Annotated in this window: 21 protein-coding genes; 11 read left to right on the top strand and 10 right to left on the bottom strand. The window is 61.9% G+C overall.

Annotated elements, in window-relative coordinates:
- Positions 1-31 precede the first annotated feature (31 nt).
- The 3 genes from AC07O2_RS21130 to ppx form a co-directional block, all read right to left on the bottom strand.
- Positions 32-823 (bottom strand): sulfite exporter TauE/SafE family protein, encoded by a 792-nt coding sequence (locus AC07O2_RS21130; RefSeq protein WP_495096609.1) that lies wholly within the window; start codon positions 821-823, stop codon positions 32-34.
- 101 nt (positions 824-924) lie between these two features.
- The gene (locus AC07O2_RS21125; RefSeq protein WP_495106787.1) at positions 925-1,683 is read right to left on the bottom strand and encodes a PEP-CTERM/exosortase system-associated acyltransferase; all 759 of its coding nucleotides are present in this window, start codon (positions 1,681-1,683) and stop codon (positions 925-927) included.
- Positions 1,684-1,803: 120 nt separating this feature from the next.
- The gene (gene ppx / locus AC07O2_RS21120; RefSeq protein WP_495106788.1) at positions 1,804-3,303 is read right to left on the bottom strand and encodes an exopolyphosphatase; all 1,500 of its coding nucleotides are present in this window, start codon (positions 3,301-3,303) and stop codon (positions 1,804-1,806) included.
- A 193-nt stretch (positions 3,304-3,496) separates the two neighbouring features.
- On the opposite strand from ppx, the gene pstS reads away from it, so the two are divergent.
- The 7 genes from pstS (at position 3,497) to phoR (ending at position 10,239) form a co-directional block, all read left to right on the top strand.
- A complete protein-coding gene (gene pstS, locus AC07O2_RS21115) occupies positions 3,497-4,540 on the top strand; it encodes a phosphate ABC transporter substrate-binding protein PstS (protein WP_495096606.1) in 1,044 nt (347 codons plus the stop codon).
- A 237-nt stretch (positions 4,541-4,777) separates the two neighbouring features.
- Positions 4,778-5,743 (top strand): phosphate ABC transporter permease subunit PstC, encoded by a 966-nt coding sequence (gene pstC / locus AC07O2_RS21110; protein WP_495106789.1) that lies wholly within the window; start codon positions 4,778-4,780, stop codon positions 5,741-5,743.
- Entirely contained in the window at positions 5,740-6,627 is an 888-nt protein-coding gene (gene pstA / locus AC07O2_RS21105) for a phosphate ABC transporter permease PstA (RefSeq protein ID WP_495096604.1), read from the top strand. Before pstC ends, pstA begins: the two co-directional genes overlap by 4 nt.
- 2 nt (positions 6,628-6,629) lie before the next feature.
- Complete coding sequence (gene pstB, locus AC07O2_RS21100) at positions 6,630-7,403, top strand: phosphate ABC transporter ATP-binding protein PstB (RefSeq protein ID WP_490593174.1); 774 nt, start codon at positions 6,630-6,632, stop codon at positions 7,401-7,403.
- Positions 7,404-7,429: 26 nt separating this feature from the next.
- Positions 7,430-8,131, top strand: coding sequence for a phosphate signaling complex protein PhoU (phoU, locus tag AC07O2_RS21095; protein WP_495096603.1), 702 nt, complete (start codon positions 7,430-7,432; stop codon positions 8,129-8,131).
- A complete protein-coding gene (gene phoB, locus AC07O2_RS21090) occupies positions 8,128-8,853 on the top strand; it encodes a phosphate regulon transcriptional regulator PhoB (protein ID WP_495106790.1) in 726 nt (241 codons plus the stop codon). The genes phoU and phoB overlap by 4 nt, the downstream gene beginning before the upstream one ends.
- Before the next feature lie 45 nt (positions 8,854-8,898).
- On the top strand, positions 8,899-10,239 hold the full coding sequence (gene phoR, locus AC07O2_RS21085) for a phosphate regulon sensor histidine kinase PhoR (protein WP_495234262.1): 1,341 nt from the start codon (positions 8,899-8,901) through the stop codon (positions 10,237-10,239).
- Positions 10,240-10,302: 63 nt separating this feature from the next.
- Here phoR and AC07O2_RS21080 read toward each other — a convergent pair whose 3' ends face one another.
- The 4 genes from AC07O2_RS21080 to trxA form a co-directional block, all read right to left on the bottom strand.
- Positions 10,303-12,060: a glycosyltransferase family protein gene (locus AC07O2_RS21080; RefSeq protein ID WP_495234261.1), complete on the bottom strand. Its 1,758-nt coding sequence runs from the start codon at positions 12,058-12,060 to the stop codon at positions 10,303-10,305.
- Positions 12,061-12,151: 91 nt separating this feature from the next.
- Positions 12,152-12,424 carry a type B 50S ribosomal protein L31 gene (locus AC07O2_RS21075; protein WP_495096599.1) on the bottom strand — a complete coding sequence of 91 codons (273 nt, stop codon included), beginning with the start codon at positions 12,422-12,424 and terminating at the stop codon, positions 12,152-12,154.
- A gap of 117 nt (positions 12,425-12,541) precedes the next feature.
- Positions 12,542-13,804 (bottom strand): transcription termination factor Rho, encoded by a 1,263-nt coding sequence (gene rho, locus AC07O2_RS21070; protein WP_490593168.1) that lies wholly within the window; start codon positions 13,802-13,804, stop codon positions 12,542-12,544.
- Between the two features lie 176 nt (positions 13,805-13,980).
- Positions 13,981-14,313, bottom strand: a complete 333-nt coding sequence (gene trxA, locus AC07O2_RS21065) for a thioredoxin TrxA (protein WP_495234260.1) — start codon at positions 14,311-14,313, stop codon at positions 13,981-13,983.
- Between the two features lie 146 nt (positions 14,314-14,459).
- Between trxA and AC07O2_RS21060 the strand changes: the two genes are divergently transcribed.
- Positions 14,460-16,994: a PD-(D/E)XK nuclease family protein gene (locus AC07O2_RS21060; RefSeq protein ID WP_495234259.1), complete on the top strand. Its 2,535-nt coding sequence runs from the start codon at positions 14,460-14,462 to the stop codon at positions 16,992-16,994.
- On the opposite strand, the gene gcvA is transcribed toward AC07O2_RS21060, so the two are convergent.
- Positions 16,991-17,914: a transcriptional regulator GcvA gene (gcvA, locus tag AC07O2_RS21055; protein WP_495234258.1), complete on the bottom strand. Its 924-nt coding sequence runs from the start codon at positions 17,912-17,914 to the stop codon at positions 16,991-16,993. The genes AC07O2_RS21060 and gcvA overlap by 4 nt on opposite strands.
- A 259-nt stretch (positions 17,915-18,173) precedes the next feature.
- Here gcvA and AC07O2_RS21050 point away from each other — a divergent pair, with 259 nt between their 5' ends.
- The 3 genes from AC07O2_RS21050 to AC07O2_RS21040 are packed head-to-tail and all read left to right on the top strand — an operon-like array spanning position 18,174 to position 23,267.
- Entirely contained in the window at positions 18,174-18,815 is a 642-nt protein-coding gene (locus AC07O2_RS21050) for an HAD family hydrolase (RefSeq protein WP_495234257.1), read from the top strand.
- Positions 18,808-20,022, top strand: a complete 1,215-nt coding sequence (locus tag AC07O2_RS21045; protein WP_495234256.1) for an MFS transporter — start codon at positions 18,808-18,810, stop codon at positions 20,020-20,022. Before AC07O2_RS21050 ends, AC07O2_RS21045 begins: the two co-directional genes overlap by 8 nt.
- 5 nt (positions 20,023-20,027) lie before the next feature.
- Complete coding sequence (locus tag AC07O2_RS21040; RefSeq protein ID WP_495234255.1) at positions 20,028-23,267, top strand: UvrD-helicase domain-containing protein; 3,240 nt, start codon at positions 20,028-20,030, stop codon at positions 23,265-23,267.
- Between the two features lie 52 nt (positions 23,268-23,319).
- Here the strand turns inward: AC07O2_RS21040 and AC07O2_RS21035 are convergent, their stop codons facing one another.
- Together AC07O2_RS21035 and AC07O2_RS21030 are read right to left on the bottom strand one after the other, a co-directional pair.
- Positions 23,320-23,823 (bottom strand): hypothetical protein, encoded by a 504-nt coding sequence (locus AC07O2_RS21035; RefSeq protein ID WP_495234254.1) that lies wholly within the window; start codon positions 23,821-23,823, stop codon positions 23,320-23,322.
- Positions 23,824-23,961: 138 nt separating this feature from the next.
- Positions 23,962-24,160, bottom strand: a 199-nt coding sequence (locus AC07O2_RS21030) for a hypothetical protein (protein ID WP_495234253.1), incomplete at its 5' end; no start/stop codon positions are given.

The following is a 24,160-nucleotide window of genomic DNA, read 5'->3' as shown; positions in this document are numbered from 1 at the left end:
TGGTACGGGTCGCTTGGGGCAACCCGCGATTTTAAAGTGCCAGTAATTTGGTGCCCGCATAAGCCAGCAACAAAGACAGTACGCCGCGGATGACACGGTCGGGTGTCTTCAACACCATATGCGACCCGAGCCAGATGCCGGGCAGGGAGCCGGCCAGCAGCTTACCCAGCAGAGGCCAGTCCACAGAGCCCAGGCCGGCATGTCCCAGGCCGGCTACCAGCGTCAAGGGCACGGCATAGGCGATGTCGGCGGCAACAATGCGCTGCAGCGGCAGCAAGGGGTAGAGCAGCATGAGCACCGTGACGCCAATCGCGCCAGCGCCCACCGAGGTCAGTGTGACCAGGCAGCCTATGCATGCGCCGAATAGCAGCGGCAGGCTCCAGTGGCGCGGGCGTTCTGCCTGGGCCATGGCCTGGTTGCTGATGGTGCGCGGTGCGCTCTTGCCACGTATGCTTTTGTAGAGCGTGGCCAAGGCCGTCAGCAGCAAAGCCACGCCCAGTGTGGTGGTCATGATTTTTTGTACGTGGGGGTCGGCCGGCCCGAGGGTATGCAATGCCCACAGGGTTAGCAGCGAGGCGGGCACGCTGCCTGCGCACAGGGTGGCCACGATGCGCCAGTTGACCAGACCCGAGCGGGCCATCTTCAGCGTGCCACCGGCCTTGGTGAAGCAGGCGAACAGCAGGTCGGTGCCGATCGCCAGGTAGGGCTTCATGCCAAAGAAGAAGATCAAGATGGGCGTCATGAGCGAGCCGCCGCCCACACCCGTCAGGCCGACTACAAAGCCGACAAAAAATCCGGCAAAAACGAAAGCAAAATCGTACATGGCCGCGACTATAGAAGCCGGGCCTCCGATTCCAAACTACTTTATTGTTCTACCAATATGCCAATCGGCATATTTAGAAATAACGAAATTGGCCTTGGCGCCTATGTACTGTTCGCATTGGCAGCGTAGGCTGCATCCATTTGCTCGTTGATGGCATGCCACAGCGGGCGCATCATCAGGCGTGCGCCCTGGTAGACATCGTTCACTTTCAACATGGACGGGACACGTTGGCCGCGGTGTTCCACAGCGCCGCCGATGGGGATGATATTGACGCCAAGTTTGGCGAAATGTTCGGCCAAGCGCGGTTCTGTGAGGGTGAACAGGATTTCTATGCCTTGGCGCCGCGCCATGGCCAGTGCGCCTATATACAGGCTGACGGGAATGTAGGGGAAGCGTGGTTGGTCGCGTTCGCCGAAATCGGAGTCTGAGATGGTGGCTCCGCTGTGCTGTTCGCCCTTGCGCCGACGGAATTCGGACATGACCGCCAAGCGTGATACTTCTGCAATGCGCTCGCGCGGTTCGCGCGCCGGGTCGATGATGCTGCGGTCTATGGTGTCCCTGCAGGTGACCTCAAACGGCAGTGGCGCCGCAGGGTCAGCGGGGTCGGTCAGTACCAGGCGGGCACAGCCTGCAAGCCTGTGCGGTTCGCCTGCAGTACGTACTAGGCAGTGTTGCGAACGGTAATCGTATTTATCGGTCTCGCGCTGGTCTTCCCGTACCGGCTCAAAGCCTAGTTCGCGGGCATAGACATCATGGCGAATGAAGAATACGTCGTCGACTCGCGCCTCTTCCAGTGCAGGAGCAATCTCAAAATACTGCTTGTAGCTGTCACCCAGGTTGAGTCGTCGATTTTCTGACATTGGAAGCCTTGCTGGTTGTCTCGTCCTGCGTCATGTTTCGAACCGTGCGCGCCGTGTGCTTCCATTATTCAGGTTTTATGTCCTTGACGTAAAGTTTTCTTGGGGGTTAATTGCTATTTCTCAAGCTTCAGAAAGTAGCAGTGCCCAGGGTGTCTTTTGCCATGCCAGGGCTTCATCGCGTAGCAGATGGGCCGATTGCGGATAGGCCTGAGACCAGCCAGGACGGGTGGTCAGCGAAAACTGTGTGGAGTCTCCGAGTTCCAGCTCCAGTCCTTCCACATCGGGATCGCGGCGTGCGTGGCACAGGATTGCAGCAATCCGTAGTGACAGCAACTGCTGCATGTAGTCGGCATCGCTGAAGTCGCATTCCAGTTTGTGCAACTTCCCACGGTGGCCCAGCACAAGTTGGCTCAGGCGCTGCAGCTCCGATAAGGCAAAGCCGGGCAAGTCGGCGTGGCCCAGGATGTAGGCGCCATGCCGGTGGTAGTCGTTGTGAGAAATCTGGCTGCCAATTTCATGTAACTGGCCAGCCCAATGCAGCTTGCGCTGCAGACGGGTAATTTCTGCAGCGGGGACACCGCTACGGGCCTGCATCTGGCCAAACAGATGGCTCGCAATCTGGGCTACACGTTGGGCTTGGTCCGCGTCCACTGCAAAGCGGGTGGCCATGCGTTGCACGGACACCGCGCGCAGATCGGTTTCCTCTTGGCTTCGTGTAACCAGGTCGTACAGCACGCCATGGCGCAGCGCGCCATCGGCTGCATGCATTTCATCGATGCCCAGCAGATCAAAAATGGCCCGCAGCACGCTGATTCCGCCGCCTATGACCAGCTTGCGGTCGTCCTTCATGCCTTCGATGCGCAGTTTTTCGACGGTTTGCGCCTTGAGTAGCCGGTCGCTGATCCAATCCAGGCCTTCACGGGTGATGAGATTCAGGGGCCAACCGGCGGCGTGCAGGATATCTGCGACTGCGCCCACCGTGCCGGAGGAACCATAGGCGACATCCCAAGTGTCGCGCCGGTAGGCGTTCAGGGCTTCGTCCAAAACGGCTTTGGCGGCAATTTCGGCAATACGGAACGCATCGCGGGTGAATTGGCCCTGGGGAAAGTATTTCATCGACCAAGCGACACTGCCGACCCGGAAGGACTCCATGACGTTCGCTTCGTAGGCCTGGCCCAAAATCATCTCGGTGGAGCGGCCGCCAATGTCTACCACCAGGCGTCGTTCGTCCGATTGGGGTAAGAGCCGTGCTACGCCTTGGTATATCAGCCGTGCTTCTTCCCGGCCTGGAATCACGTCGATGGGAAAGCCCAGGATTTCGTGCGCGCGGGCCAGAAATGCGTCCCGGTTGCGGGCTTCGCGCAGGGTTTGGGTTGCGACGGCGCGGACTTGCTGGTGTTTGAAGCCCGCCAGGCGCTCGGCGAAGCGGGCCAGGCAGTCCCAGCCGCGCTGCATGGCTTCGGCGCTGAGGTTGCGGTTTTCGTCCAGACCGTTGCCTTGGCGAACGGTTTCCTTCAGGTATTCGGTGCGGTGGATCTGGCCATGGTCGAGTCGGCCAATTTCCAGGCGAAAGCTATTGGAGCCCAAGTCCAGGGCGGCGAGAAGTGTTCCGTTTTGCATGGTGTCGCAAGTTTTTGTGGGCGCAGCATAGCACCCATGTGCCTTGGGACCTCATTCACGCCTATCGGCCCCGGTGCGGGCTTTGTTTTGTCACATGTCTGTCACATAACCTTCTTAAATTAGCACCATCGCACAGATTTACCAGGACCGGTGAATCGTCGGGTTGGTTTCCTCACACTTAAAGGATTTGCTGATGCAAACACGTTTCAAAATGGCCCTGGTGGGTTTGGCGGCTTCTGGGGTATTGTCATTTTCGGGTCTGGTTAGCGCCCAAGAAATTACCGGTGCAGGTGCGACCTTCCCGGCTCCCGTCTACTCCAAGTGGGCTGCCGAGTACAACAAGGCCACGGGCGTGAAGATCAACTACCAATCGGTGGGTTCTGGCGCCGGCATCAAGCAGATCGACTCCAAGACGGTGGATTTCGGTGCTTCCGACATGCCGCAAACCGATGATGTGCTCAAGTCCAAAGGCCAGATGCAGTTCCCCTCCGTAATCGGGGGTACCGTGCCTGTGGTGAACATCAAGGGTATCGCCCCCGGCCAACTGAAGCTGACCGGCCAAGTGCTGGGCGATATCTATCTGGGCAAGATCACCAAGTGGAATGATGCCGCCCTGGTGGCTCTGAACCCTGGCCTACCTTTGCCTGACGCTGCGATTTCCCCTGTGCGCCGTGCAGATGGTTCGGGTACGACCTTCAACTTCACCAACTACCTGAGCCGCGTCCACCCAGAGTGGAAAGAAAAAGTGGGCGAGGGCACAGCGGTTAACTGGCCTGTGGGCGCGGGTGGCAAGGGCAATGAAGGCGTTGCCGCTTTCGTGAATCGTCTGCCCAATTCCATCGGCTATGTGGAATACGCCTATGTGAAGCAAAACAAGATGACCTACGCCCAGATGAAGAACCGTGACGGCCTGTTCGTTAGCCCCAGTGACACTGCTTTCGCCGCAGCCGCTGCTGGCGCGGATTGGAATAAGTCGTTCTACCAACTGATCACTGACCAGCCTGGTAAGGAAGCCTGGCCTATCTCCACCGCAACCTTCATCCTGATGCACCTGAAACAGGACAAGCCAGCCAACGCCACCGAAGTGTTCAAGTTCTTCAACTGGGCTTACAAGAACGGCGCCAAGATTGCTGACGACCTGGACTACGTGCCTCTGCCAGCGCCTGTGGTGGCTTCCATTGAAAAAGCCTGGGGTCAAGTGACCGATGGCGCCGGCAAGCCAGTTGCCATTAAGTAATTTGGCTCACCCCCAGGCTGCAGTGCTTCGCATCTTTCGCCAACCCCCTTGCTGGGGGCAACACCAGCAGCCTGGCGAAGCCAGTTCTGCGGTGTTTCTGGGCGGTATGCGTTCTTGCCGTGGCATAGGGCTGGTTAGTTACTAACAATGAACCAAGGAAAGGGGCAAAACGTGTCATCTACACTTCCGGCGCAAGATCTATCGTTAAATCCGTCTGTCAAGACTTCCGGACATGTGATGAGCACTCCTCCTCGCCCTAAAGCGGCCCGTTCGGGCCCTGTCTTCGACCGCATCTTTGGCTGGTTGGCCAAAGGTTCGGCCATTTTTACCCTGGCGATGCTGGTGGCGATCCTGATGTCGCTGGTGGTCAGTGCCTGGCCGGCCATTACCAAGTACGGCCTGGGTTTTTTGACCAGCACCACCTGGGACCCGGTGAAAGAGGAGTTTGGTGGCCTGGTGATGATTTACGGCACGGTGATGACTTCCATCATTGCCTTGCTCATTGCCGTACCGGTCAGCTTCGGTATCGCGCTGTTCCTGACGGAGTTGTCACCAGCCTGGCTGAAACGTCCTCTGGGCACAGCCATTGAGCTGCTGGCTGCCGTGCCCTCCATTGTGTACGGCATGTGGGGTCTGCTGGTGTTTAGCCCGGTACTGTCCACTTATGTGCAGCAACCGCTGCAATCCATGTTCAGCGGTGTGCCTTATGTGGGCGCCCTGTTTTCAGGCGCTCCGGTGGGTATCGGCATCTTGTCTGCCGGCATCATCCTGGCCATCATGATCATTCCGTTCATTGCAGCTGTGATGCGGGACGTGTTTGAGGTGACGCCAACCTTGCTCAAGGAATCCGCCTACGGACTGGGTGCAACCACCTGGGAGGTTGTATCCAAGGTGGTGCTGCCTTACACCAAGTCCGGCGTGATCGGCGGCATCATGCTGGGGTTGGGGCGCGCCATTGGCGAAACCATGGCGGTTACCTTCGTGATCGGCAACTTCAACCAACTGGATTCGCTGAGCCTCTTCCAGGCTGCAAACAGCATCACCTCTGCGTTGGCAAACGAGTTTGCCGAAGCGGGCGAGGGCTTGCACCAGGGGGCTTTGATGTATCTGGGCTTGGTGCTGTTCTTCATTACTTTCGTCATTCTTTCCCTGTCCAAATTGCTGCTGCTGCAACTGCGCAAGAATGAAGGAGCCAAATCATGACCACGAGCGAAATGTTGCTCAAGGCGGCTGCTGTTGAGCAGGCCCGCGGTGTGAAGTACGCCGCCCGCAAGCGGGTGAACCGGATTGCCCTGGTGCTGGCGTTGGGAGCCATGGCTTTCGGCCTGTTCTGGTTGTTCTGGATCTTGTTTGAAACCGTGCGCCTGGGCATCGACGGCCTGAACTTGGCCACCCTGACGCAGATGACGCCTCCGCCAAACGACGAGGGTGGTTTGGCGAATGCGATCTACGGCTCGGTCCTGATGGTGGGGCTGGCCACGTTTGTCGGCGCTCCCATTGGCATCATGGCAGGCATCTATCTGGCCGAATACGACACTAAGGGCTGGCTGGCGTCCGCCACGCGGTTTGTGAACGACATTCTGCTGTCGGCTCCCAGCATCGTGATCGGCTTGTTTGTCTACACGGTCGTAGTGTCTCGCTTCAAGTCCTTTTCGGGCTGGGCAGGCATCGTGGCCCTGGCCTTGATCGTGATTCCGGTGGTCATTCGCACCACGGAAAACATGCTGCAGCTCGTGCCACCTGGCCTGCGTGAAGCCGCTTACGCCCTGGGCGCACCCAAGTGGAAGGTGATTTTGAGCATCACCCTGAAGGCCGCACGGGCCGGTGTGATCACCGGGATCATGTTGGCTGTGGCCCGTATTGCCGGCGAAACCGCACCGTTGCTGTTCACCGCGCTGAGCAACCAGTTCTGGACATCCAGCCTGAGCCAGCCCATGGCGAGCTTGCCGGTGACGATTTTCAAATTTGCGATGAGCCCCTACGAGAACTGGCAAAAGCTGGCTTGGGCTGGGGTCTTCTTGATCACCATGACCGTGTTGGGTCTGAACATTTTGGCCCGCGCCTGGGCTGGTAAGAACAAAGGTTAATCATGCAAACCGCTATTGCCCAAAACTCCAAGATCTCGGTCAAGAACCTGAATTTCTACTACGGCAAATTCCATGCGCTCAAGGGCATCAACATGGAAATCCCGGAAAAGAAGGTGACGGCTTTTATCGGCCCATCCGGTTGCGGCAAGTCCACCTTGCTGCGCATCTTCAACCGCATGTTCGAGTTGTACCCCGAGCAGCGCGCTGAAGGCGAGATCATGCTGGACGGAGAAAACCTGCTGACCAGCAAAAAAGACGTGGCCCTGCTGCGTGCCAAGGTCGGTATGGTGTTTCAAAAGCCCACGCCATTCCCCATGTCTATCTATGACAACATCACCTTCGGTGTGAAGCTGTTTGAAGATCTGAGCGCTACCGATATGGAAGAGCGCGTTGAATGGGCCCTGCGCAAGGCTGCGCTATGGACCGAGGTCAAGGACAAGCTCAACCAAAGCGGCTCCAGCCTGTCGGGTGGTCAGCAGCAACGCCTGTGCATTGCACGCGGCATCGCCATCAAACCCGAGGTACTGTTGCTGGACGAACCTTGCTCGGCACTGGACCCGATTTCCACTTCCAAGGTGGAAGAGTTGATCACCGAACTGAAGAACGACTACACCGTCGTGATCGTGACCCACAACATGCAGCAGGCCGCACGTTGCAGTGACTACACCGCCTATATGTACCTGGGTGACCTGATGGAGTTTGGTGCCACCGAAGACATCTTCTTCAAGCCCAAGCGCAAAGAGACCGAAGACTACATCACCGGCCGTTTTGGTTGATCGCAGCGTATCCAAAGGACAACACCATGCCTGAAAAACATCTTTCCAGCCAGTTCGACGCGGAACTCAATGGCGTTTCCAGCCGCGTGATGGAGCTGGGTGGTCTGGTTGAATCGCAGATTCGCCAGGCGATTTATGCACTCTCGCAGTTCAGCGGTGAAGTGGCCGACCAGGTTGCCGAGACCGAGCTGCGCGTGAACGCCATGGAAATCGAGATTGACCGCGAGCTCTCCAGCATCATTGCGCGCCGCCAGCCTACCGCACGTGACCTGCGCTTGCTGATCGCCATTTCTAAGACCACCGCCAACCTGGAGCGCGTGGGCGACGAGGCCAACAAGATCGCCCGCATGGTCAAGTCCATCGCCCACAGCAGCGCGCCGCGTGCCCTGCCGACGCTGGACTTGCGTGTATCGGCCGACATGGCTTCAGGCCTGCTGCGCAAGGCGCTGGATGCCTTTGCCCGCCTGGACACAGCCGCTGCGGTGAACATCCTCAAGGAAGACGATCTGCTGGACAAAGAGTTCGACGGCTTTGTGCGCAAACTCATTACTTACATGATGGAAGACCCGCGCACCATTTCTGCCAGTCTGGATCTGCTGTTTATTGCCAAGGCCATTGAGCGCATTGGTGACCATTCCAAGAATATTGCCGAGTTCATCATCTACATCGTCAAGGGCGAGGATGTGCGCCATGCGACGACGGCACAAGTGGAGTCGGTGCTGCAATGAAAAATATGCCACGGGTTTTGATCGTCGAAGATGAGCCGGCGATTGCCGAGCTGATTGCCGTCAACCTGCGCCACAGTGGTTTTCAGCCCACCTGGGCGATGGACAGTGTCACGGCCCAATGCGAGCTGGATGCGGTTCTGCCCGATGTGATCTTGCTGGACTGGATGCTGCCTGGTGAAAGCGGTTTGTCGCTGGCCAAGAAATGGCGTGCCAATCCGCGTACCAAGGCGGTGCCCATCATTCTGCTGACCGCACGTGGCGATGAAAGCGACCGTGTGGCGGGCTTGGATGCAGGCGCGGACGACTACATCTCCAAGCCTTTTTCCACCAAGGAAATGTTGGCCCGCATCCGTGCGGTGCTGCGCCGTCGAGCGCCCGAGCAGGACGGTGGCGTAGTCAGCATTGGCGCCTTGGTGCTGGATGCGTCCACCTACCGAGTGACCTTCCAGGACCAGGCGGTGAAGATCGGCCCGACCGAATTCAAGCTGCTGCACTATCTGATGAAACATTCTGAGCGCGTACACAGCCGTTCACAGCTGCTGGACCGCGTTTGGGGTGACCATGTATTTATCGAGGAGCGCACGGTGGACGTCCACGTGAAGCGCTTGCGCGAGGCCTTGGGCGCGGGCGGCGCCATGGTCGAAACGGTGCGCGGTGCGGGTTACCGCATCACGGCCCAGCCGGTGGTGGCGTCAGCTCCCGCGGCAGCTTCTGCAGCTTGATTTTCGGGGCGGCCAGGCGTCGCCCCTCCACTTACTATCGCCCCTATGTGGTTTCGTTTCTTGAGTTTTTTGGGCGGGCAGCTGGCTGCGGGCCTGCTGGGTTGGGAGTTGGGGGGGCATCTGGGTGCAAGCATTGGCACCGTGCTCTCCGGGGCCGCGTGGATGCTGGTGGACCTGTGGCGCGGTGGCCGCGTGATGCAGTGGCTGCGCACCGGCGAGGCCTCCCAGGCACCGCATATGCAGGGCTGGTGGGGTGACTTCAGCGACCGCATGCGGCGCTGGCTGCGCCAGACCGAGCAAAAAATGCAGGATTCGGACCGGCGCCTGCAGGAGTTCCTGGCCGCCATCCAGGCATCGCCCAATGGCGTGGTGCTGCTGGATGCCGAAGGGCGCATAGAGTGGTGCAACCAGATCGCGGCCACCCATTTCGGTTTCGACGTGTCGCGTGACCTGCAGCAGCTGATTGGCAACCTGGTACGCGACCCTGCATTTGCCACGTATGCAGCCGCGCCAGACCCGGCGGCAGGCGTTGTGATGATAGGCCGCGGTGGCAGCGTGACGCGGCCCGTCCGTTTGTCCGTGCACCTGCATCCGTATGGCGAGGGGCGGCGTTTGCTACTCTCGCGTGACATCACGGCGCTGGAGCAGGCCGAGGCCATGCGACGTGATTTTGTGGCCAATGTGTCGCACGAGATACGCACGCCGCTGACGGTCATGTCCGGCTTCGTGGAAACCATGCAAAGCGTGCCGCTGGATGAGGAGCAACGCGAGCGCTACCTGGGCTTCATGGCCCAGCAGGCGGACCGCATGCAAACCCTGGTGAGTGACTTGCTCACACTGTCCACCATAGAAGGCGGGCCTGCACCCAGCAGCAATGACTGGATACCGGTGCGTGATTTGATGGCCCACTGTGCCCGGGAGGCCGAGGCTTTGTCGGGCATGGTGACCGCAGGGCATGCCAAGTCGCATTCCCTGCGTTTTGGCCCCATGCCCGACGGTGCGCTGGCGGGCGCCCATAGTGAATTGCTCAGTGCCATGTCAAATCTGGTGAGCAATGCAGTGCGCTATACGCCGCCTGGTGGTCGCATTGAGGTGCGCTGGGCACAGCTGGCGGATGGGCGTGCCGAGTTTTCCGTCAAGGACACCGGACCAGGCATTGCGCCTGAGCATTTGCCGCGCCTGACCGAGCGGTTTTATCGGGTAGACCCTAGCCGTTCCCGTGAAACCGGGGGTACTGGTCTGGGCTTGGCGATCGTGAAGCACGTAGTGCAGCGCCATGGCGCTGAGCTGCAGGTGGAGAGTACCCTGGGCCAGGGCTCTCGATTTGCAATCGTATTCCCGGCCAACCGGCTGCGTGTGGATCAGCAGCCGGCTTACGCCAAGTAGTTTCCTTGCTATTTAATGTATAGCTGCCAGCGCACGTGATATCTGCGCTAGAGACCTAAACTATCAATAGTTTTTGCGCATATCCTTGCGCTGGTACAGGCGGATGTTTTCGCCGTTATCGTCGCGGCGACGAACGTTCAGGCGCAGCGACCATGGACTCAGATCCAGCGAGCCGCGCGGCGGGCGTGCCGTGGTGGCATCGACCAGCAGCCAGTCGCATTGCGCGCCATCGGCAACCGGCTTCAGCTTGAGCTGACCGTGGTATTGGAAGGCCGCAATCTGGCCACGGTTCAGGTTTTCAAACGCCACACATCCCGACTCGCCGGCTTGCTGCGACTGCGCCCGGATTTCCTGGCTGACGCTGCGCACCATGGGTACATAGCTGCGGGCATAGTCCACAGCAGGCAGGCCCAGTGTCATCAGCAGCAACCAGCACAGGGCTGTGCCGCCGGCGGGCAGTACCAGGCTTTTCCAGATTGCAGAGCGGTGGCGACCCACCCGCCATTGCACCAGCCAGACCCATACCAGGGAGGCCAGCAGCGCAGGCAAAAAGGTGGGCCAGCTGAAATACGGAATAAAGCCCGGCACCAGGCGTGCCAGGTTGGCGGCCGGTTGCTGCGGTATGCCGGTTTGTGCCGCAAACCATATTACCCAGATGGTGAGTGCGAAGATGGTGAAGAACAGTAATGTGAACCAATCCACCAGTGCCGAAACGGTGCGGCTCAGAGTGGGCAGCGCAAATGCTGCCAGTGTTGCCATGGCCGGTAACGCCAGCAACAGGGAGCGATCGGCAAAGTTGGTGCTCAGCGTGGTACCCAGAGCCACGGCCACAAACCACAGCGGCAGCGCCAGGTGGCGACCAAAGTTGCCACTGGTCAGTTGTTTGCGCCAGCGCCACAGTGTCCATATGGCCAGGGGCCAGACGGGCCAGGTAAACCACAGCAGCAGCCGCAGAATGCCCCGGATGTTGGCTCCGTTGGTTTCTGGCAAATCGATGCGCCAGCGCCACAGGTCGAGTCGCCATGCCAATGCAGCCACGGCGGTCGTCAGCAGGATGATGGCGATAGACCGCGCTACGCTGCGCTGCGCGCTACGAGGTATGTCCAGTTCGGACCGGTCGGGCTGGTCATGGCGGTCCAGAAAGCACACCAATGCCCCGCCCAGACCTAGAAATACCGCCATTGCCGGAGCGCCGGAAAGTGCCAAGCCCGCCAATCCAATAGCGATGCCGGCGGCGGGAATCCAGGTACGGTAGGGCAGAGCAGACATGGCAAAAAAAGCCAGGCTGGTGAACGCCAGTTGTGCCAAGGCGGGTGTGGTTTCGTGCGATAGCTGGGCCAGCCCCAGGCAGGCAATCATGGCCAGCAGGCCGCCATCGGCCATGGCGCGGGCGTAGTCGGTCGGTTTGGCTTCTCCGCCAAAGGCGAATGCCACAGGTTGTGCGCGGGGGCTGCGAGCCAGGTAGTAGACCGCGTACCAGGTGGTGGCCAGCGTCATGCCCAGCAGCAGAATAAAAGGGATGCGGGCTGCGAAATCTATGGCTACTGCCGTCGGGCTCCAGTGCACTACCCAGGCACCTAGCCAGTAGGGCAACAAGGCTTCGGTTTGCGTTGCCTGGCCCAGCAGTTGTGGATGCAACCAGCTGCTGGCACCTTTGGCCAATTCGGCGATGTAGCCGAAGGTCTCCATATCGTTGTTGCGCCAGGGTTCGCGGCCCAGGAAACCCGGCAGGATATAGGCTAGGCACAAGAGCCATAAGGCCACGCGTGGCAGGCGGCGTACGGCACTTTGTGCCACGATGGCAGGAGTTGGATGGTTCACAAGGCAGGAATCTTACGGCCAATAAAACAAAAGGGCAGCGCGGATAAACCGGGCTGCCCTTCTTTTTCCGCAGATGCGGATGTGGAAGAACTTATTCTGCGGCTTTGGTCGCAGCAGTGGTCTTGCCGAAGCGGTTGCGGAAGCGCTCCACGCGGCCACCCATGTTGTCCACGGACTTTTGCGTACCGGTGTAGAAAGGATGGGATTCGCTGGAGGTATCCAGCTTGTACAGCGGCAGTTCGCGGCCGTCTTCCATCGTGATCATTTCCTTGGCGTTAACACAAGAACGGGTCACAAACTTGAAGTTGTTGGACAAGTCCAGGAAACACACTTCACGGTAATTGGGGTGAATGCCTTCTTTCATAGCTCTTCCTTTTCAATTGCGTTAGCCGCCCGGTGCCTTGGGCAATCTGTTTGCCCAATTCAAAAGCCCGGTACTTTTCGCGATTAGCCTTCGATTATCACATATTTTGAGGATCTGTTATCCGCCGCGACGCATCATGTCGAAGAATTCGACATTGTTCTTGGTGGATTTCATGTTCTTCAGCATCAGTTCCATGGACTCGATCTCGTCCATGTTGTACATGAACTGGCGCAGGATGCGGCTCTTTTGCAGGATTTCGGGCGACAGCAGCAATTCTTCGCGGCGGGTGCCGCTGCGGTTCAGCTGGATCGACGGGAACACGCGCTTTTCATACAGGCGGCGGTCCAAATGGATTTCGCAGTTGCCCGTGCCCTTGAATTCTTCAAAGATCACTTCGTCCATACGGCTGCCGGTATCGACCAGCGCGGTGGCGATGATGGTCAGCGAGCCGCCTTCTTCCACATTACGGGCCGCGCCCAGGAAGCGCTTGGGGCGCTGCAGTGCGTTCGAATCGACGCCGCCGGTCAGCACCTTGCCAGAGGAGGGCACCACATTGTTGTAGGCGCGGGCCAGGCGGGTGATCGAGTCCAGCAGGATCACCACGTCTTTTTTCAGCTCGACCAGGCGCTTGGCACGCTCGATCACCATCTCGGCCACGTGCACATGGCGGGCGGCGGGTTCGTCGAAGGTGGAGGCAATCACCTCGCCCTTCACCGAGCGCTGCATTTCGGTCACTTCTTCTGGCCGTTCGTCAACCAGCAAGACCATCATGTGGCTGTTCGGGTAGTTGGCGGCAATCGCGTGGGCCATGTGCTGCATCATCACCGTCTTGCCGCTCTTGGGTGGGGCGACCAGCAGGGCGCGCTGGCCTTTGCCGATGGGCGCCACGATGTCGATGATGCGGCCGGTGATGTTTTCGTCACCCTTGATGTCGCGTTCCAGCTTCATCTGTTCCTTGGGGAACAGCGGGGTCAAGTTCTCGAACATGACCTTGTGCTTGTTCTCTTCGGGGCCGCCACCGTTGACCTTGTCGAGCTTGTTCAGCGCGAAGTAGCGTTCGCCGTCCTTGGGCGTGCGCACTTCACCTTCGATCATGTCGCCGGTGTGCAGATTGAAGCGACGCACCTGGCTGGGGCTGATGTAGATGTCGTCGGTTGATGCGGTGTAGCTGGTATCTGGGCTGCGCAGAAAGCCGAAGCCGTCAGGCAGGATTTCCAGCACGCCATCGGCAATGATCTGCTCGCCGGTGCGGGCGCGCTTTTTGATGATGGCAAACATCAGCTCCTGCTTGCGCATACGGCCGGTGTTCTCAATTTCAAGTTCTTCGGCTTGCTTGAGGACTTCAGACACGTGCAGTGCCTTGAGTTCGTTTAAGTGCATGGATGGACTCCTGTGAGGAGTTCTTGAGGAAAAAAGGGGGGGAGGTTTTGAGGAGGCTAGAAGGGCCTCACAAACCGGGAACTCGAACCGTCTTGCGGGATGGCAATCGGGTGAATGGGCGAATTATGACAGGAAAAAACGAAGCCACCGCAGGGGTGGCTTCAGGGAATACGCTATCAGGCCAGCTGTTGGTCGATAAATGCGGTCAGTTGGGCTTTGCTCATGGCGCCAACCTTGGTGGCTGCCAGTTCGCCGCCCTTGAAAATCATCAGGGTGGGAATGCCGCGGATGCCGAACTTCGCGGGGATGTCACGGTTCTCGTCCACGTTCATCTTGGTGATCTGCAGCTTGCCTTGGTAACCGGTGGCAACTTCGTCGAGAATCGGTGCAATCATCTTGCAAGGACCGCACCATTCAGCCCAGTAGTCCACCAGGACGGGGGTGTTGGATTTCAGAACGTCTGCTTCGAAAGTGGCGTCCGAGGTGTGTTTGATAAGTTCGCTGGCCATGGGGGTTCCTTAAACTGAGTGCCGATACGACTGAAGTTGCGGCATTGTGACAGAAAGCAAGCCCCCTCGTCCTGTGTGGACGCGCTGTGCGGTGCTATTGCATCCATAGCGAAAATCCATTTCTCCCCCTCACCACAGCCTTATCCATGCCACCACTCCACGACCCGCTATGGTTTGCCCCGGCAACCGGCTTGCTGGACCAAATGCGGCAGGCCATGGCGCAGCGCCAGGCCCATCCATCGCGCACCGTGGTGTTGCTGCCTTATGCGCAGCTGATGCCCCTGGCACAGCGCTTCTGGGCCCAGGCCCAGCCAGCGGGCTTTACGCCGCGTTTTGAAACGACCTTGAATTGGGCGCGCAGCCTGGGCGGCGTGCCGCAGGGCGCGCACGACCTGCGCTTTGATACCGCCATGGACATGCTGCAGGCGCCGGCCTTGCTGGATAGTGCCGGCCTGGGCGCCCAGGCCGAGGCCTTGTCGGCCCGATTGGTCGAGGCGGCCCACCAACTGGCGCCGTTGGCCGCCGCCGTGGCACCGCAGCAGCGCGCGGAATGGGCCGCCCAGGCCCGTATTGCCGTGTCTCTGGGCATGGAGGCCTCGGTGCTGGCCCTGGAGAGCCTGGTGGCGCGGATTGCACTGGAGTGGGTGGCCGCGTCCAGCTATGCCACCGACGCGTTGTGGAACGCCGCCGTGCCGGATGGCCTGGACTGCGTGATCGTGCTTGACGGCTTCCAGTCCGAGCCCTTGGTCGAGGCCCTATGCCAGGCCTGGGGCAGCAAGGTGACCCGTTTGCTGCGCCCCGATCCGCCTCCGCCGCCCATGCCCGCGCTGCACCCTTGCACCGATTCCGAGGACGAGGCCCAGCGCGGTGCTGCCTGTGTGCTGCGGCATATCGAGGCCGGTCGGGCACCAGTGGCCCTGGTGGCAACGGACCGGCTGCTGACGCGCCGCATCCGCGCCATGCTGACCACACAGAACGTACGCATACGCGACGAAACCGGCTGGAAGCTGTCCACTACCCGCGCCGCGGCCGAGGTGGTGGTCACGCTGCGCGCGGCCCGCTGGGACGCCAGCAGCGACGCGGTACTGGACTGGCTGAAGAACGCCCCTGCGTTCCGGCCCCGCGTGGTGCAAGGCCTGGAGCGCGCGCTGCGCAAAGCCGCCGCGCAAAACTGGTCATCCTGGAGCCCCGAGGCCACGCCGCGTCAGCCTGCGGTATCCGACGCGGTGCGCCTGGCCAACGAGCTGCGCGCCAACCTGCAAGCGGCGCGCCCCCTGGTGCAATGGCTGGCGGCTTTGCGCGCGCTGCTGCAGGCCAGCGGCCAATGGCCGGCCTTGGTGGCCGATGTGGCGGGGAATAGTTTGCTGTCGGCACTGCGCTTGCAGGAGGGGGCCGAACAAGAGCTGCTGCAACTGCCGCAGGCGGCCCGCCGCATGCGGCAGGCCGAGTTCAGCACCTGGGTCGGCGATACGCTGGAGGCGGCCACCTTCGTGCCTACGCACCCATTGGACGAGCAGGTGGTGGTGCTGCCGCTGAGCCAGTTGCTGGCGCGCCCGTTTGCCGCCCTGGTACTGCCGGGCTGCGACGAGGTGCGGCTGGCGGTGTCACCCGAGCCGCCCGGTGCCTGGACTGTGGCTCAGCGTGAAGCCCTGGGCCTGCCCTCGCGCGCCGCATTGGAGGCCGCGACCCGCGCCTCCTGGGCGAATGCCCTGCAAACCCCGCACACCGATGTGCTGTGGCGGCACAGCGATGCCTCGGGTGAAGACCTGCTGGCCAGCCCGCTGGTGCAGGCCTTGCGCGTGGATGGCTTGGACGAATCCGCCGGCGAGCCACGCATTCCGCGCAGCTTGCAGCCTCAGCCCAGCCTGCCACCGCTGCCGGTGGGCCAGGATTTGCCGGTGCTGCGCCTGTCGGCCAGCGCTTATGAGGATTTGCGCCGCTGCCCCTACCGCTTCTTCGGCCTGCGCCAGCTGGGTTTGCAGGAGTCGCAAGAGCTGACCGGCGAGGTGGACAAGCGCGACTTCGGCACCTGGCTGCACGCGGTGCTCAAGACTTTCCATGAAGAACTAAAAGTGGCTCCAGCGCAGGAATTATCTGCGCGGGTAGCTATGATTAACGTAGCGGCAGAGACGGTGACGCGCGACATGCACCTGGAGCAGGGCGAGTTCCTGCCTTTTGCCTCGGCCTGGCCGCGCGTGCGCGACGGCTACCTGGGCTGGCTGGTCGAGCACGAGGCCAGTGGCGGTGTGTTCGAGCAGGCCGAAAGCGCGCTGGAGCAGCCCCTGGGTCCGCTGACCCTGATAGGCACCATAGACCGTATCGACCAGGTACGGGCCGACGGCAGCCACACCGCGCTGGTGATCGACTATAAGACCGAAAATGCCATAGCCACCCAGAAGCGTATCCAGCAGCCTTTTGAGGACACGCAACTGGCCTTCTACGCCGCTTTGCTGCCCCACGACACCCTGCGTGCCGCCTACCTCAATGTGGGCGAGAAGGACGGTAGCAAGCTGTTTGAGCAGACCGAGGTGGTGGAAGCGCGCGACGCCTTGGTGCACGGCATTCTGGAAGACATGCAGCGCATTGCAGATGGTGCCGTGCTGGCCGCGCTGGGCGAGGGTATGGTCTGCGAATTCTGCGCCGCACGCGGCCTGTGCCGCAAAGACTGGTGGGGTAGCTAGCTGCTTCCAGATCGCTTCAACCACTCGCAAAACGCCACGGCCTGCGGGTTCTGCGCAGCGTACGGTGGGCGTATCCAGTAGACGTTCTTCAGGTCGATTTCCAGCTGCGGGAAGGGGCGCACCAGCAGGCCGTTGTCCAGCACATCGCGCAGCTGGTGCGGGTTGCCCAGGGCCACACCCATGCCCTGGATGGCGGCCTGTACCGCCAGATGGGTGTGGTCGAAGGTGACCATATTCGCGGCCTGTAACTCGGGTTCGCCTGCCGCCGCCAGCCAGTCCTGCCAGAACATCGGGGTCGAGCGGCTCAGCAGCAATGTGTGCTTGCGCAGATCGGCGGGCTTGCGGATCGCCAGCTTGCCAGATACCAGCTGCGGGCTGCACAGGGGCGTCAGCGACTCGGGCAAAAACGCCTCGATCTGTACGCCTTGCCATTTGTCCTTGCGCAGCAGCTCGGCGCGTTCGATGTCGTACATGCAGCGTATGGACACATCGTAGGCCGCCGGGTCAAAGTCGAAGGCGCTGGCGGTGGTGGACAGTTGTACGTCCACATCGGGCACCTCGGCGCAGAAGCTGGCCAGCCGAGGGATCAGCCACTGCGCTGACAGCGTGGCCATGGAGTTCACTGTCAACGTGTTACGCCGCCCCCGCCGCTCTATGCGTCCGGTGGCCTGGGCCATCAGGTCGAAGGCGCTGCTCAGGCTGGGCAGATAGGCGGCGCCTTCGGCCGTCAAGCCCAGGCGGCGCCCGTTGCGCTGTACCAGCGCCACGCCCAGCCAGGCCTCTAGCGCCTTGATCTGGTGGCTGACGGCGCTTTGCGTGACGTGTAGCTCCTGCGCGGCCAGGGTCACGCTCTCACAGCGTGCGGCGGCTTCAAACGCCCGCAGCATGTTCATGGAAGGGAGGCGGCGGGCGTTGCTCACATTGGATCCGGGTCTTTTGGCATGAGATTAATTCATGTATTTCTTAAAAATGAGCGATAGTCATTCGCCATTTGGCCCACTACGATCTGTCACCATGGAGCCTGGCAATGCCGTATAAAACTCATCTTATACCGGGCCTTGGCAAGCCGGCTGCGCACCTTGCCACGAGAAGTGGATGGCCAAAATGGCTTACCCTCCTGGCATTGCCGGGCATCCATCGCGATCTCGCCTAGGCACCCTCTCATTGGAAACCATCCTCATGTACAAAACCGTTGTCTTCGACCTGGGCGCCGTGCTCCTGCACTGGCAGCCTGTAGACCTTGTCGCCACCATGTTGCCCCAGCATGCTCCCACACCTGAAGCCGCACAGCAGCTGTGCGAGCGCATCTTTCAGGGCCTGCACCCCGGCTCCACCTGGGCCGAGTTCGACCGGGGCCGTGTTGAGCCAGATGACCTGGCTGTGCAGCTGGCCGCCCAGACCGGGGTGGATGCCGACGACCTGCTGGACTTCATCCACGCCATTCCCGACCACCTGCACACCAAGCTGGACACGGCGGCGCTTCTGCCGCGCCTGCAGGCCCGGGGCCACCGGCTGGTGTATTTGTCGAACATGCCGACTCCGTACAGCGAGCGCCTGTTGCAGGAGCGCGAGTTCTTCCATTACTTCGACGACGGCATTTTTTCCGGCCTGGTGGGCCTGGTGAAGCCCGAACACGCCATCTACGCCAAGGCCGAGTCCGAATTCGGCCTGACGCCGGAGCACACGGTGTTTGTGGACGACAACGCCCACAACGTGCAGACCGCGCGCGCCCGTGGCTGGCAGGCCATCCAGTTCCTGGACGCCGCCCAGTGCGAACGTGACCTGCAAGCCCTGGGTTGGCTGGAGCCTGCGCATGGCTGATGCGGACCCCATCGCGGTTGCGCGCCCGGGTTTGCAGCGCGCTCCCAGCATGGGCCAGCGCTGGGGCCTGGCCCTGGCGCCGCAGATACGGGTGTTTGCCGCCTTCTTTCTGTATGCCTTCAGCCTGGGCAGCATCTTTCCCCGGCTGGGCGAAATCCAGCGCGGCATGGGCGTGGGCGAGGGCGCCCTGGGCTTGGCGCTGATAGGCACGGCCACCGGCACACTGGTGTCGCTAAGCTTTGCCGGCCCGCTGCTGGAGCGCATGGGCTACCGCCGTGCACTGCTGGTGCTGACGCCGCTGGTGGCGGTGTTCTTTGCCATCGCCTCCTGGGCCAGCGGGCCGCTGGTGTTGTACTTCTGCCTGGTGCCTGCGGGCCTGTGCATAGGTATGGTGGAGATCGTGGTGAATGTGGAGGCCGACCGGGTGGAACACCAGCTGGGCCGGCGCATCATGAACCGCGCCCACGGCTTTTGGAGCTTTGGCTTTTTTGCCGCCGGCCTGATGGGCGCGGGCGTGTCCCAGCTGGGCATCAGCCCGCAGCTGCATTTGATGGGCATGGTGCCGGTGGTGCTGCTCGCGGTCGTGCTGCTGCTGGGTCGCTTCAGCCCCGCGCCGTTGCGCGAAGTGGCGGCCGGTGATGCGCCACCGCACTTTGCCCGGCCCACGCTGGCCATCATGGCCCTGGTGTGTGTCACCCTGTCGGCCATGCTGCTGGAAGGCGCAGGGGCCGACTGGTCGGCCATCTATATGCGCGACGTATTTGCCGCCTCGCCCATGCTGTGCGGCCTGGCGGTGGCCACCGGGGCGTGCACCCAGGGCCTGATGCGCTTTTTTGCCGATGGCCTGGTGGACCGCTACAGCCCGGTGGGCGTGGCGCGCGGCCTGCTGTCGGTGCTGGGCGTGGGCGCCTTGCTGGTGGTGTTGGCACCCGGGCCAGCCTGGGCACTCCTCGGCCTAGGCCTGATGGGCGTGGGCACCAGTGGCATCTTCCCGCTGGCGATGTCGGCCGCGGCGCAGCGCGTGGACCGGCCTGCGGCGGTGAATGTGGCGGCACTGGCGCAGATTTCCTTTGTGGTATTCCTGCTGGGGCCGCCACTGCTGGGCCAGGTGGCTGAGCACTGGGGTGTGCGCTGGGCATTTGGCGTGTGCCTGCCCTTTGTGCTGCTGAGCCTGTTGGCTGCCGGTGCGCTGGGTAAAAAGGATTGACGTAGATGACGCTAGCTGCTTACGAGCACAACGGCCGGTCGGTAGAGCGGGCCGCCTTCTACGCCATGGCCTGCGACCCGCGGCGCAGCATCGCGGTAGAGGCCTGCGCGGGTGCGGGCAAGACCTGGATGCTGGTGTCGCGCATTCTGCGGGCCTTGTTGGAAGGGAGCTTGGCTACCGACGGCCACGGCGTGGCCGCGCATGAAATTCTGGCCATTACCTTCACCAAAAAAGCCGCCGGTGAAATGCGCCAGCGGCTGAACGACTGGCTGGTGGAATTCGCCCAGGCCAGCCCGGAAAAACTGGCCTCCGAGTTGCAGGCCCGGGGCGTGCCTGCTGCGCAGCTGCAAGTTCAGGCTGCGGCCCTGAAGCAGCTCTACCCCCAGTTATTGGCCAGTGCCCGGCCGGTGCAGATACGCACCTTCCACAGCTGGTTCGCGGCCCTGCTGCGCACCGCGCCGCTGGCCGTGCTGCAGGACATGGGCCTGCCCGCCAACTACTCCCTGCTGGAAGACGATACCGAGGCCGTGCGCGAGGTCTGGCCGCGTTTTTACGCTACCGTGGTCGATAGTCCCGGCGCGCGCGCTGATTTCGAGGCCCTGGTGGCCGAGCATGGCCGCTTCCAGGCGCAGAAGGCGCTGGCTTCGGCGCTGTCCAAGCGCGTCGAGTTCGCGTTGGCCGATGCACATGGCGTGGTGGATGCGTCTGTGCCGCCGTTTGGCGAGCAGTTTCCGGCGTTTGCCGGGCTGGATGCACCGGAAGATTATTTGTGGACCCAGCGCCTGCTGCTGCAAGACGCTGCCAGCTGCCTGGGCAAGGCCAGCGCGCCGACCTTCTCCGCCAAGGGCGGCGAGCTGGAGCGCGCCATCACCGCCATGGATGCTGAAGGCGTGGCGGCCGCGCTGCTGACGGCCACCGGCTCGGCGCGCAAGTTTGGCGAGAAGATCGTCGGCATCGCCACCATCCGCGCAGCCCAGGAAGTGGCGCTGCAAGTGGCCCAGGCCCGGCTGCAGCACGCCGCCTGGGGCCACCAGCAGCGCATGGCGCGGCTCACCCGGCTGATGGTGGCCGAGCTGTCCGCACTCAAGTTCGAGCGCGGCTGGGTGGACATGAACGATGTGGAGCGCGCGGCGTCGGTGATGTTGTCCGACCCTGTTCTCAGTGGCTGGGTGCAGGAGCGGCTGGACGCCAAGGTCAAGCACCTGCTGATCGACGAATTCCAGGACACCAGCCCGCTGCAGTGGCAGGCACTGCATGCCTGGCTCAGCGGCTATGCGGGCTCAGGCGGCAATGCGCCCAGCGTGTTCATCGTGGGTGACCCCAAGCAGAGCATTTACCGCTTCCGCCGTGCCGAGCCCCAGGTGTTCCGTGCGGCACAGGCCTTTGTGGTCGATGGCCTGGGTGGCGACCTGCTCAGCTGCGACCACACCCGCCGCAACGCGCCGCCGGTGATGGCGGCGGTCAACAGTGTGATGTCGGCGGCCCAGGCCGCTGGCGCTTATGACGGCTTTCGCGACCACACCACCGAATCCACCGCCCAGGGCGCGCTGCGCTGCCTGCCAGCCATTCCCCGCGACGCGAATGCCAGCACGGCGGCAGCAGGCGAGGGCGGTTGGCGCGACAGCCTGGGCACACCGCGCGAAGAACCCGAAGACACCCTGCGTACGCTGGAATGCCGCCAGGCAGCCCACTGGCTGGCCCAACAGCTGGCCGACGGCCTGCCGCCCCGCGAGGTGATGGTGCTCGCCCGCAAGCGCGACCGCCTGGCCACCATGCGCGACGCGCTGCGCAGCCTGCACATCCCCACCCAGCAGCCCGAGAAAGCCGACCTGGCCGACGCCCCCGAGGTGCAGGACATCGCCGCGCTGCTGGACGCGCTGGTGTCCACCCACCACGACCTGTCGCTGGCCCAGGCGCTCAAGTCGCCGCTGTTCAGCGTGACAGACGCCGACCTGGTGCAGCTGGCCACTTTGCAGCGCGCCGCCCGAGCCGATGCCGAGCGCCAGGATGACAGCAGCTGGTGGACCTTGCTACATAATTCAGAGCTACTACCGCAGGCACTATCTGCGCTAGCGCCCTATTTGTTGCGATGGAAGCAGTGGCTGGACAGCTTGCCGCCGCACGACGCGCTGGACGCCATTTATGCCGACGGCGACGTGCTGGCCCGCTTCGCCGCCGCCGCGCCCGCTGCCCTGCGCGGATCGGTGCAGGCCAATCTGCGTGCCGTGCTGGGCACCGCCCTGCAGCTGAATGAAGGCCGCTTTGCCACGCCCTACGCGCTGGTGCGCGCGCTCAAGGCCGGCGGCGTGAAGGCCCCGGTCACCAGCCTGCCGGATGCCGTGCGCCTGCTGACTGTGCACGGCGCCAAGGGCCTGGAGGCCGCGCTGGTGCTGCTGCTGGATACCGACTCTCCGCCCAGCAAGGCCGAGACCATGGGCGTGCTGGTGGACTGGCCTGGCGAGGCTGCGGCCCCGGTGCGCCTGGTGTTCCTGGCCAGCGAGTCGCATCCCCCCGCCTGCGTGGTCGATGTGCTGTCCATAGAGCAAGCCGCACGCCGGCGCGAGGAGCTCAACGGCCTGTACGTGGCCATGACGCGCGCGCGCCAGCAGCTGGTGCTGTCCTCTGTGCAGCCGCGCAATGCGGTGGATGGCTCCTGGTGGCAGCGCCTGCAGCCCCTGGCCGAGCCGGTGCAGTTGCAGGCAGACGGGGTGGCCACATCCACCGCGCCGGCCATGGACGCGGCTTTCGAGGTACTGGTGCTGCCAGACATTGGTTTGTCGGCCGCGCCGCCACGGGCCGAGGCCGAACCGGACGTGTTGGAGTCGCGCATCGGCAAGGCCATGCACCGTCTGCTGGAGTGGGGTGTGCTGGACGCCGCCCAGCAGCAGGCGGTAGCCCGCGAGTTCGGCCTGAGCCCAGACCAGGCCCAGAAGGCAGTCACCATGGCCGCCGCCATCCGCGCAGGCGAGGGCGCCTGGGCCTGGGATGCCGATGTCATCGACTGGAGCGGCAACGAGGTGGCCCTGACCTACCAGGGCAAAACTCTTCGCCTGGACCGCCTGGTGCGCCGCAAGGACACCGGCGCCTGGTGGGTGCTAGACCACAAATCCAAAGCCCAGCCGCAGCGTGATCCGCTGTTGGTGCAGCAGCTGGAGACTTACCGTGCTGCGCTGTTGGCGCTGTATCCGGGGGCGGAGGTGCGGACTGCGTTTTTGACGGGGGCGGGGGGGCTGGTGGTGGTGTGAGGGGGGCTAAAGCTGAAATTTAACGGTTGGCTTGCCAGTCTCGTGTAAAGGGCTAGGTGCCACTGAGGTCGGCTCGCATGCGCACTCGAAGAACTTGAAGAGCTTCCTGAAGAGCTTTGTGGGCGGCTTCTGCTGGTGCTTTGTACTTCTCGGTGGGATCGGGTGCTTGGATCATGATGAAGGTTTTTTCGCCAACGCGCGTTCTCTTCGGAGAAACGGCGACGTGAAGGGTCGACCAATTTTGTAGTTTGTCTGATGCATCGTCATAGGCCAGATTGACTTCCTCTGAGCCTAGAAGACGGACCTTCGCGTTGTCGCGGCTTCGCGCTTCGGTCAGTTCAAATGACTCATGCGACATGGTGCACTTCATAGCTTGCTCAAGGGTCGAGAAGACCTGCGCATATAGCTCACTCAGTTCCCTGTGCTTCTCTATCGCCAATGAAGTCTCGCGCTCCTTTTCATCGCCTGTTTTTTTGAGACGCCAAGCGAAGAAGGCGGCCAGCAAGGCGAACAGGCCCGTGACAGCGTTACCCAATACTGCAGTGAACTCTTGCATAGTGTGTGCGACGCCCAACTCAATATGTAGAGACGCTACCGTGTCTTCCCAACATTGCATTTGTCGCCCTAGCGTGGACAGCCAAATGCAGCCTAATCCACCTCCAGGCTTGGGTCTTCTCAGTTTGTAGTGGGCGGTTCAAGGCCATAAAAATTTCAGAAAAAGCAGCAGAAGGGGTGCTGCACTATATCCCGGCGATACCTGCAATTTGCTTTGCGATTGCTCTCGTTTTTGAAGGCGTTCATGCTTCCTGCGTCGCTGGCCGGGATGTGCGCCCGGCGGCGCAGTAACTTTTCTTTTGCGCAAAAGAAAAGTCACCAAAAGAAAGGCGCCCCCA

Source organism: Rhodoferax sp. GW821-FHT10B06, from assembly GCF_059415605.1.
The sequence above is the reverse complement of the archived record's forward strand: the minus strand, read 5'-3'. Positions and strand labels throughout refer to the sequence as shown.

Excerpts from the sequence above, each read along its gene's own strand:
- AC07O2_RS21130 (WP_495096609.1), bottom strand. The coding sequence starts at position 823 with ATGTACGATTTTGCTTTCGTTTTTGCCGGATTTTTTGTCGGCTTTGTA.
- AC07O2_RS21125 (WP_495106787.1), bottom strand. The coding sequence starts at position 1,683 with ATGTCAGAAAATCGACGACTCAACCTGGGTGACAGCTACAAGCAGTAT.
- ppx (WP_495106788.1), bottom strand. The coding sequence starts at position 3,303 with ATGCAAAACGGAACACTTCTCGCCGCCCTGGACTTGGGCTCCAATAGC.
- pstS (WP_495096606.1), top strand. The coding sequence starts at position 3,497 with ATGCAAACACGTTTCAAAATGGCCCTGGTGGGTTTGGCGGCTTCTGGG.
- pstC (WP_495106789.1), top strand. The coding sequence starts at position 4,778 with ATGAGCACTCCTCCTCGCCCTAAAGCGGCCCGTTCGGGCCCTGTCTTC.
- pstA (WP_495096604.1), top strand. The coding sequence starts at position 5,740 with ATGACCACGAGCGAAATGTTGCTCAAGGCGGCTGCTGTTGAGCAGGCC.
- pstB (WP_490593174.1), top strand. The coding sequence starts at position 6,630 with ATGCAAACCGCTATTGCCCAAAACTCCAAGATCTCGGTCAAGAACCTG.
- phoU (WP_495096603.1), top strand. The coding sequence starts at position 7,430 with ATGCCTGAAAAACATCTTTCCAGCCAGTTCGACGCGGAACTCAATGGC.
- phoB (WP_495106790.1), top strand. The coding sequence starts at position 8,128 with ATGAAAAATATGCCACGGGTTTTGATCGTCGAAGATGAGCCGGCGATT.
- phoR (WP_495234262.1), top strand. The coding sequence starts at position 8,899 with ATGTGGTTTCGTTTCTTGAGTTTTTTGGGCGGGCAGCTGGCTGCGGGC.
- AC07O2_RS21075 (WP_495096599.1), bottom strand. The coding sequence starts at position 12,424 with ATGAAAGAAGGCATTCACCCCAATTACCGTGAAGTGTGTTTCCTGGAC.
- rho (WP_490593168.1), bottom strand. The coding sequence starts at position 13,804 with ATGCACTTAAACGAACTCAAGGCACTGCACGTGTCTGAAGTCCTCAAG.
- trxA (WP_495234260.1), bottom strand. The coding sequence starts at position 14,313 with ATGGCCAGCGAACTTATCAAACACACCTCGGACGCCACTTTCGAAGCA.
- AC07O2_RS21060 (WP_495234259.1), top strand. The coding sequence starts at position 14,460 with ATGCCACCACTCCACGACCCGCTATGGTTTGCCCCGGCAACCGGCTTG.
- AC07O2_RS21050 (WP_495234257.1), top strand. The coding sequence starts at position 18,174 with ATGTACAAAACCGTTGTCTTCGACCTGGGCGCCGTGCTCCTGCACTGG.
- AC07O2_RS21045 (WP_495234256.1), top strand. The coding sequence starts at position 18,808 with ATGGCTGATGCGGACCCCATCGCGGTTGCGCGCCCGGGTTTGCAGCGC.
- AC07O2_RS21040 (WP_495234255.1), top strand. The coding sequence starts at position 20,028 with ATGACGCTAGCTGCTTACGAGCACAACGGCCGGTCGGTAGAGCGGGCC.
- AC07O2_RS21035 (WP_495234254.1), bottom strand. The coding sequence starts at position 23,823 with ATGCAAGAGTTCACTGCAGTATTGGGTAACGCTGTCACGGGCCTGTTC.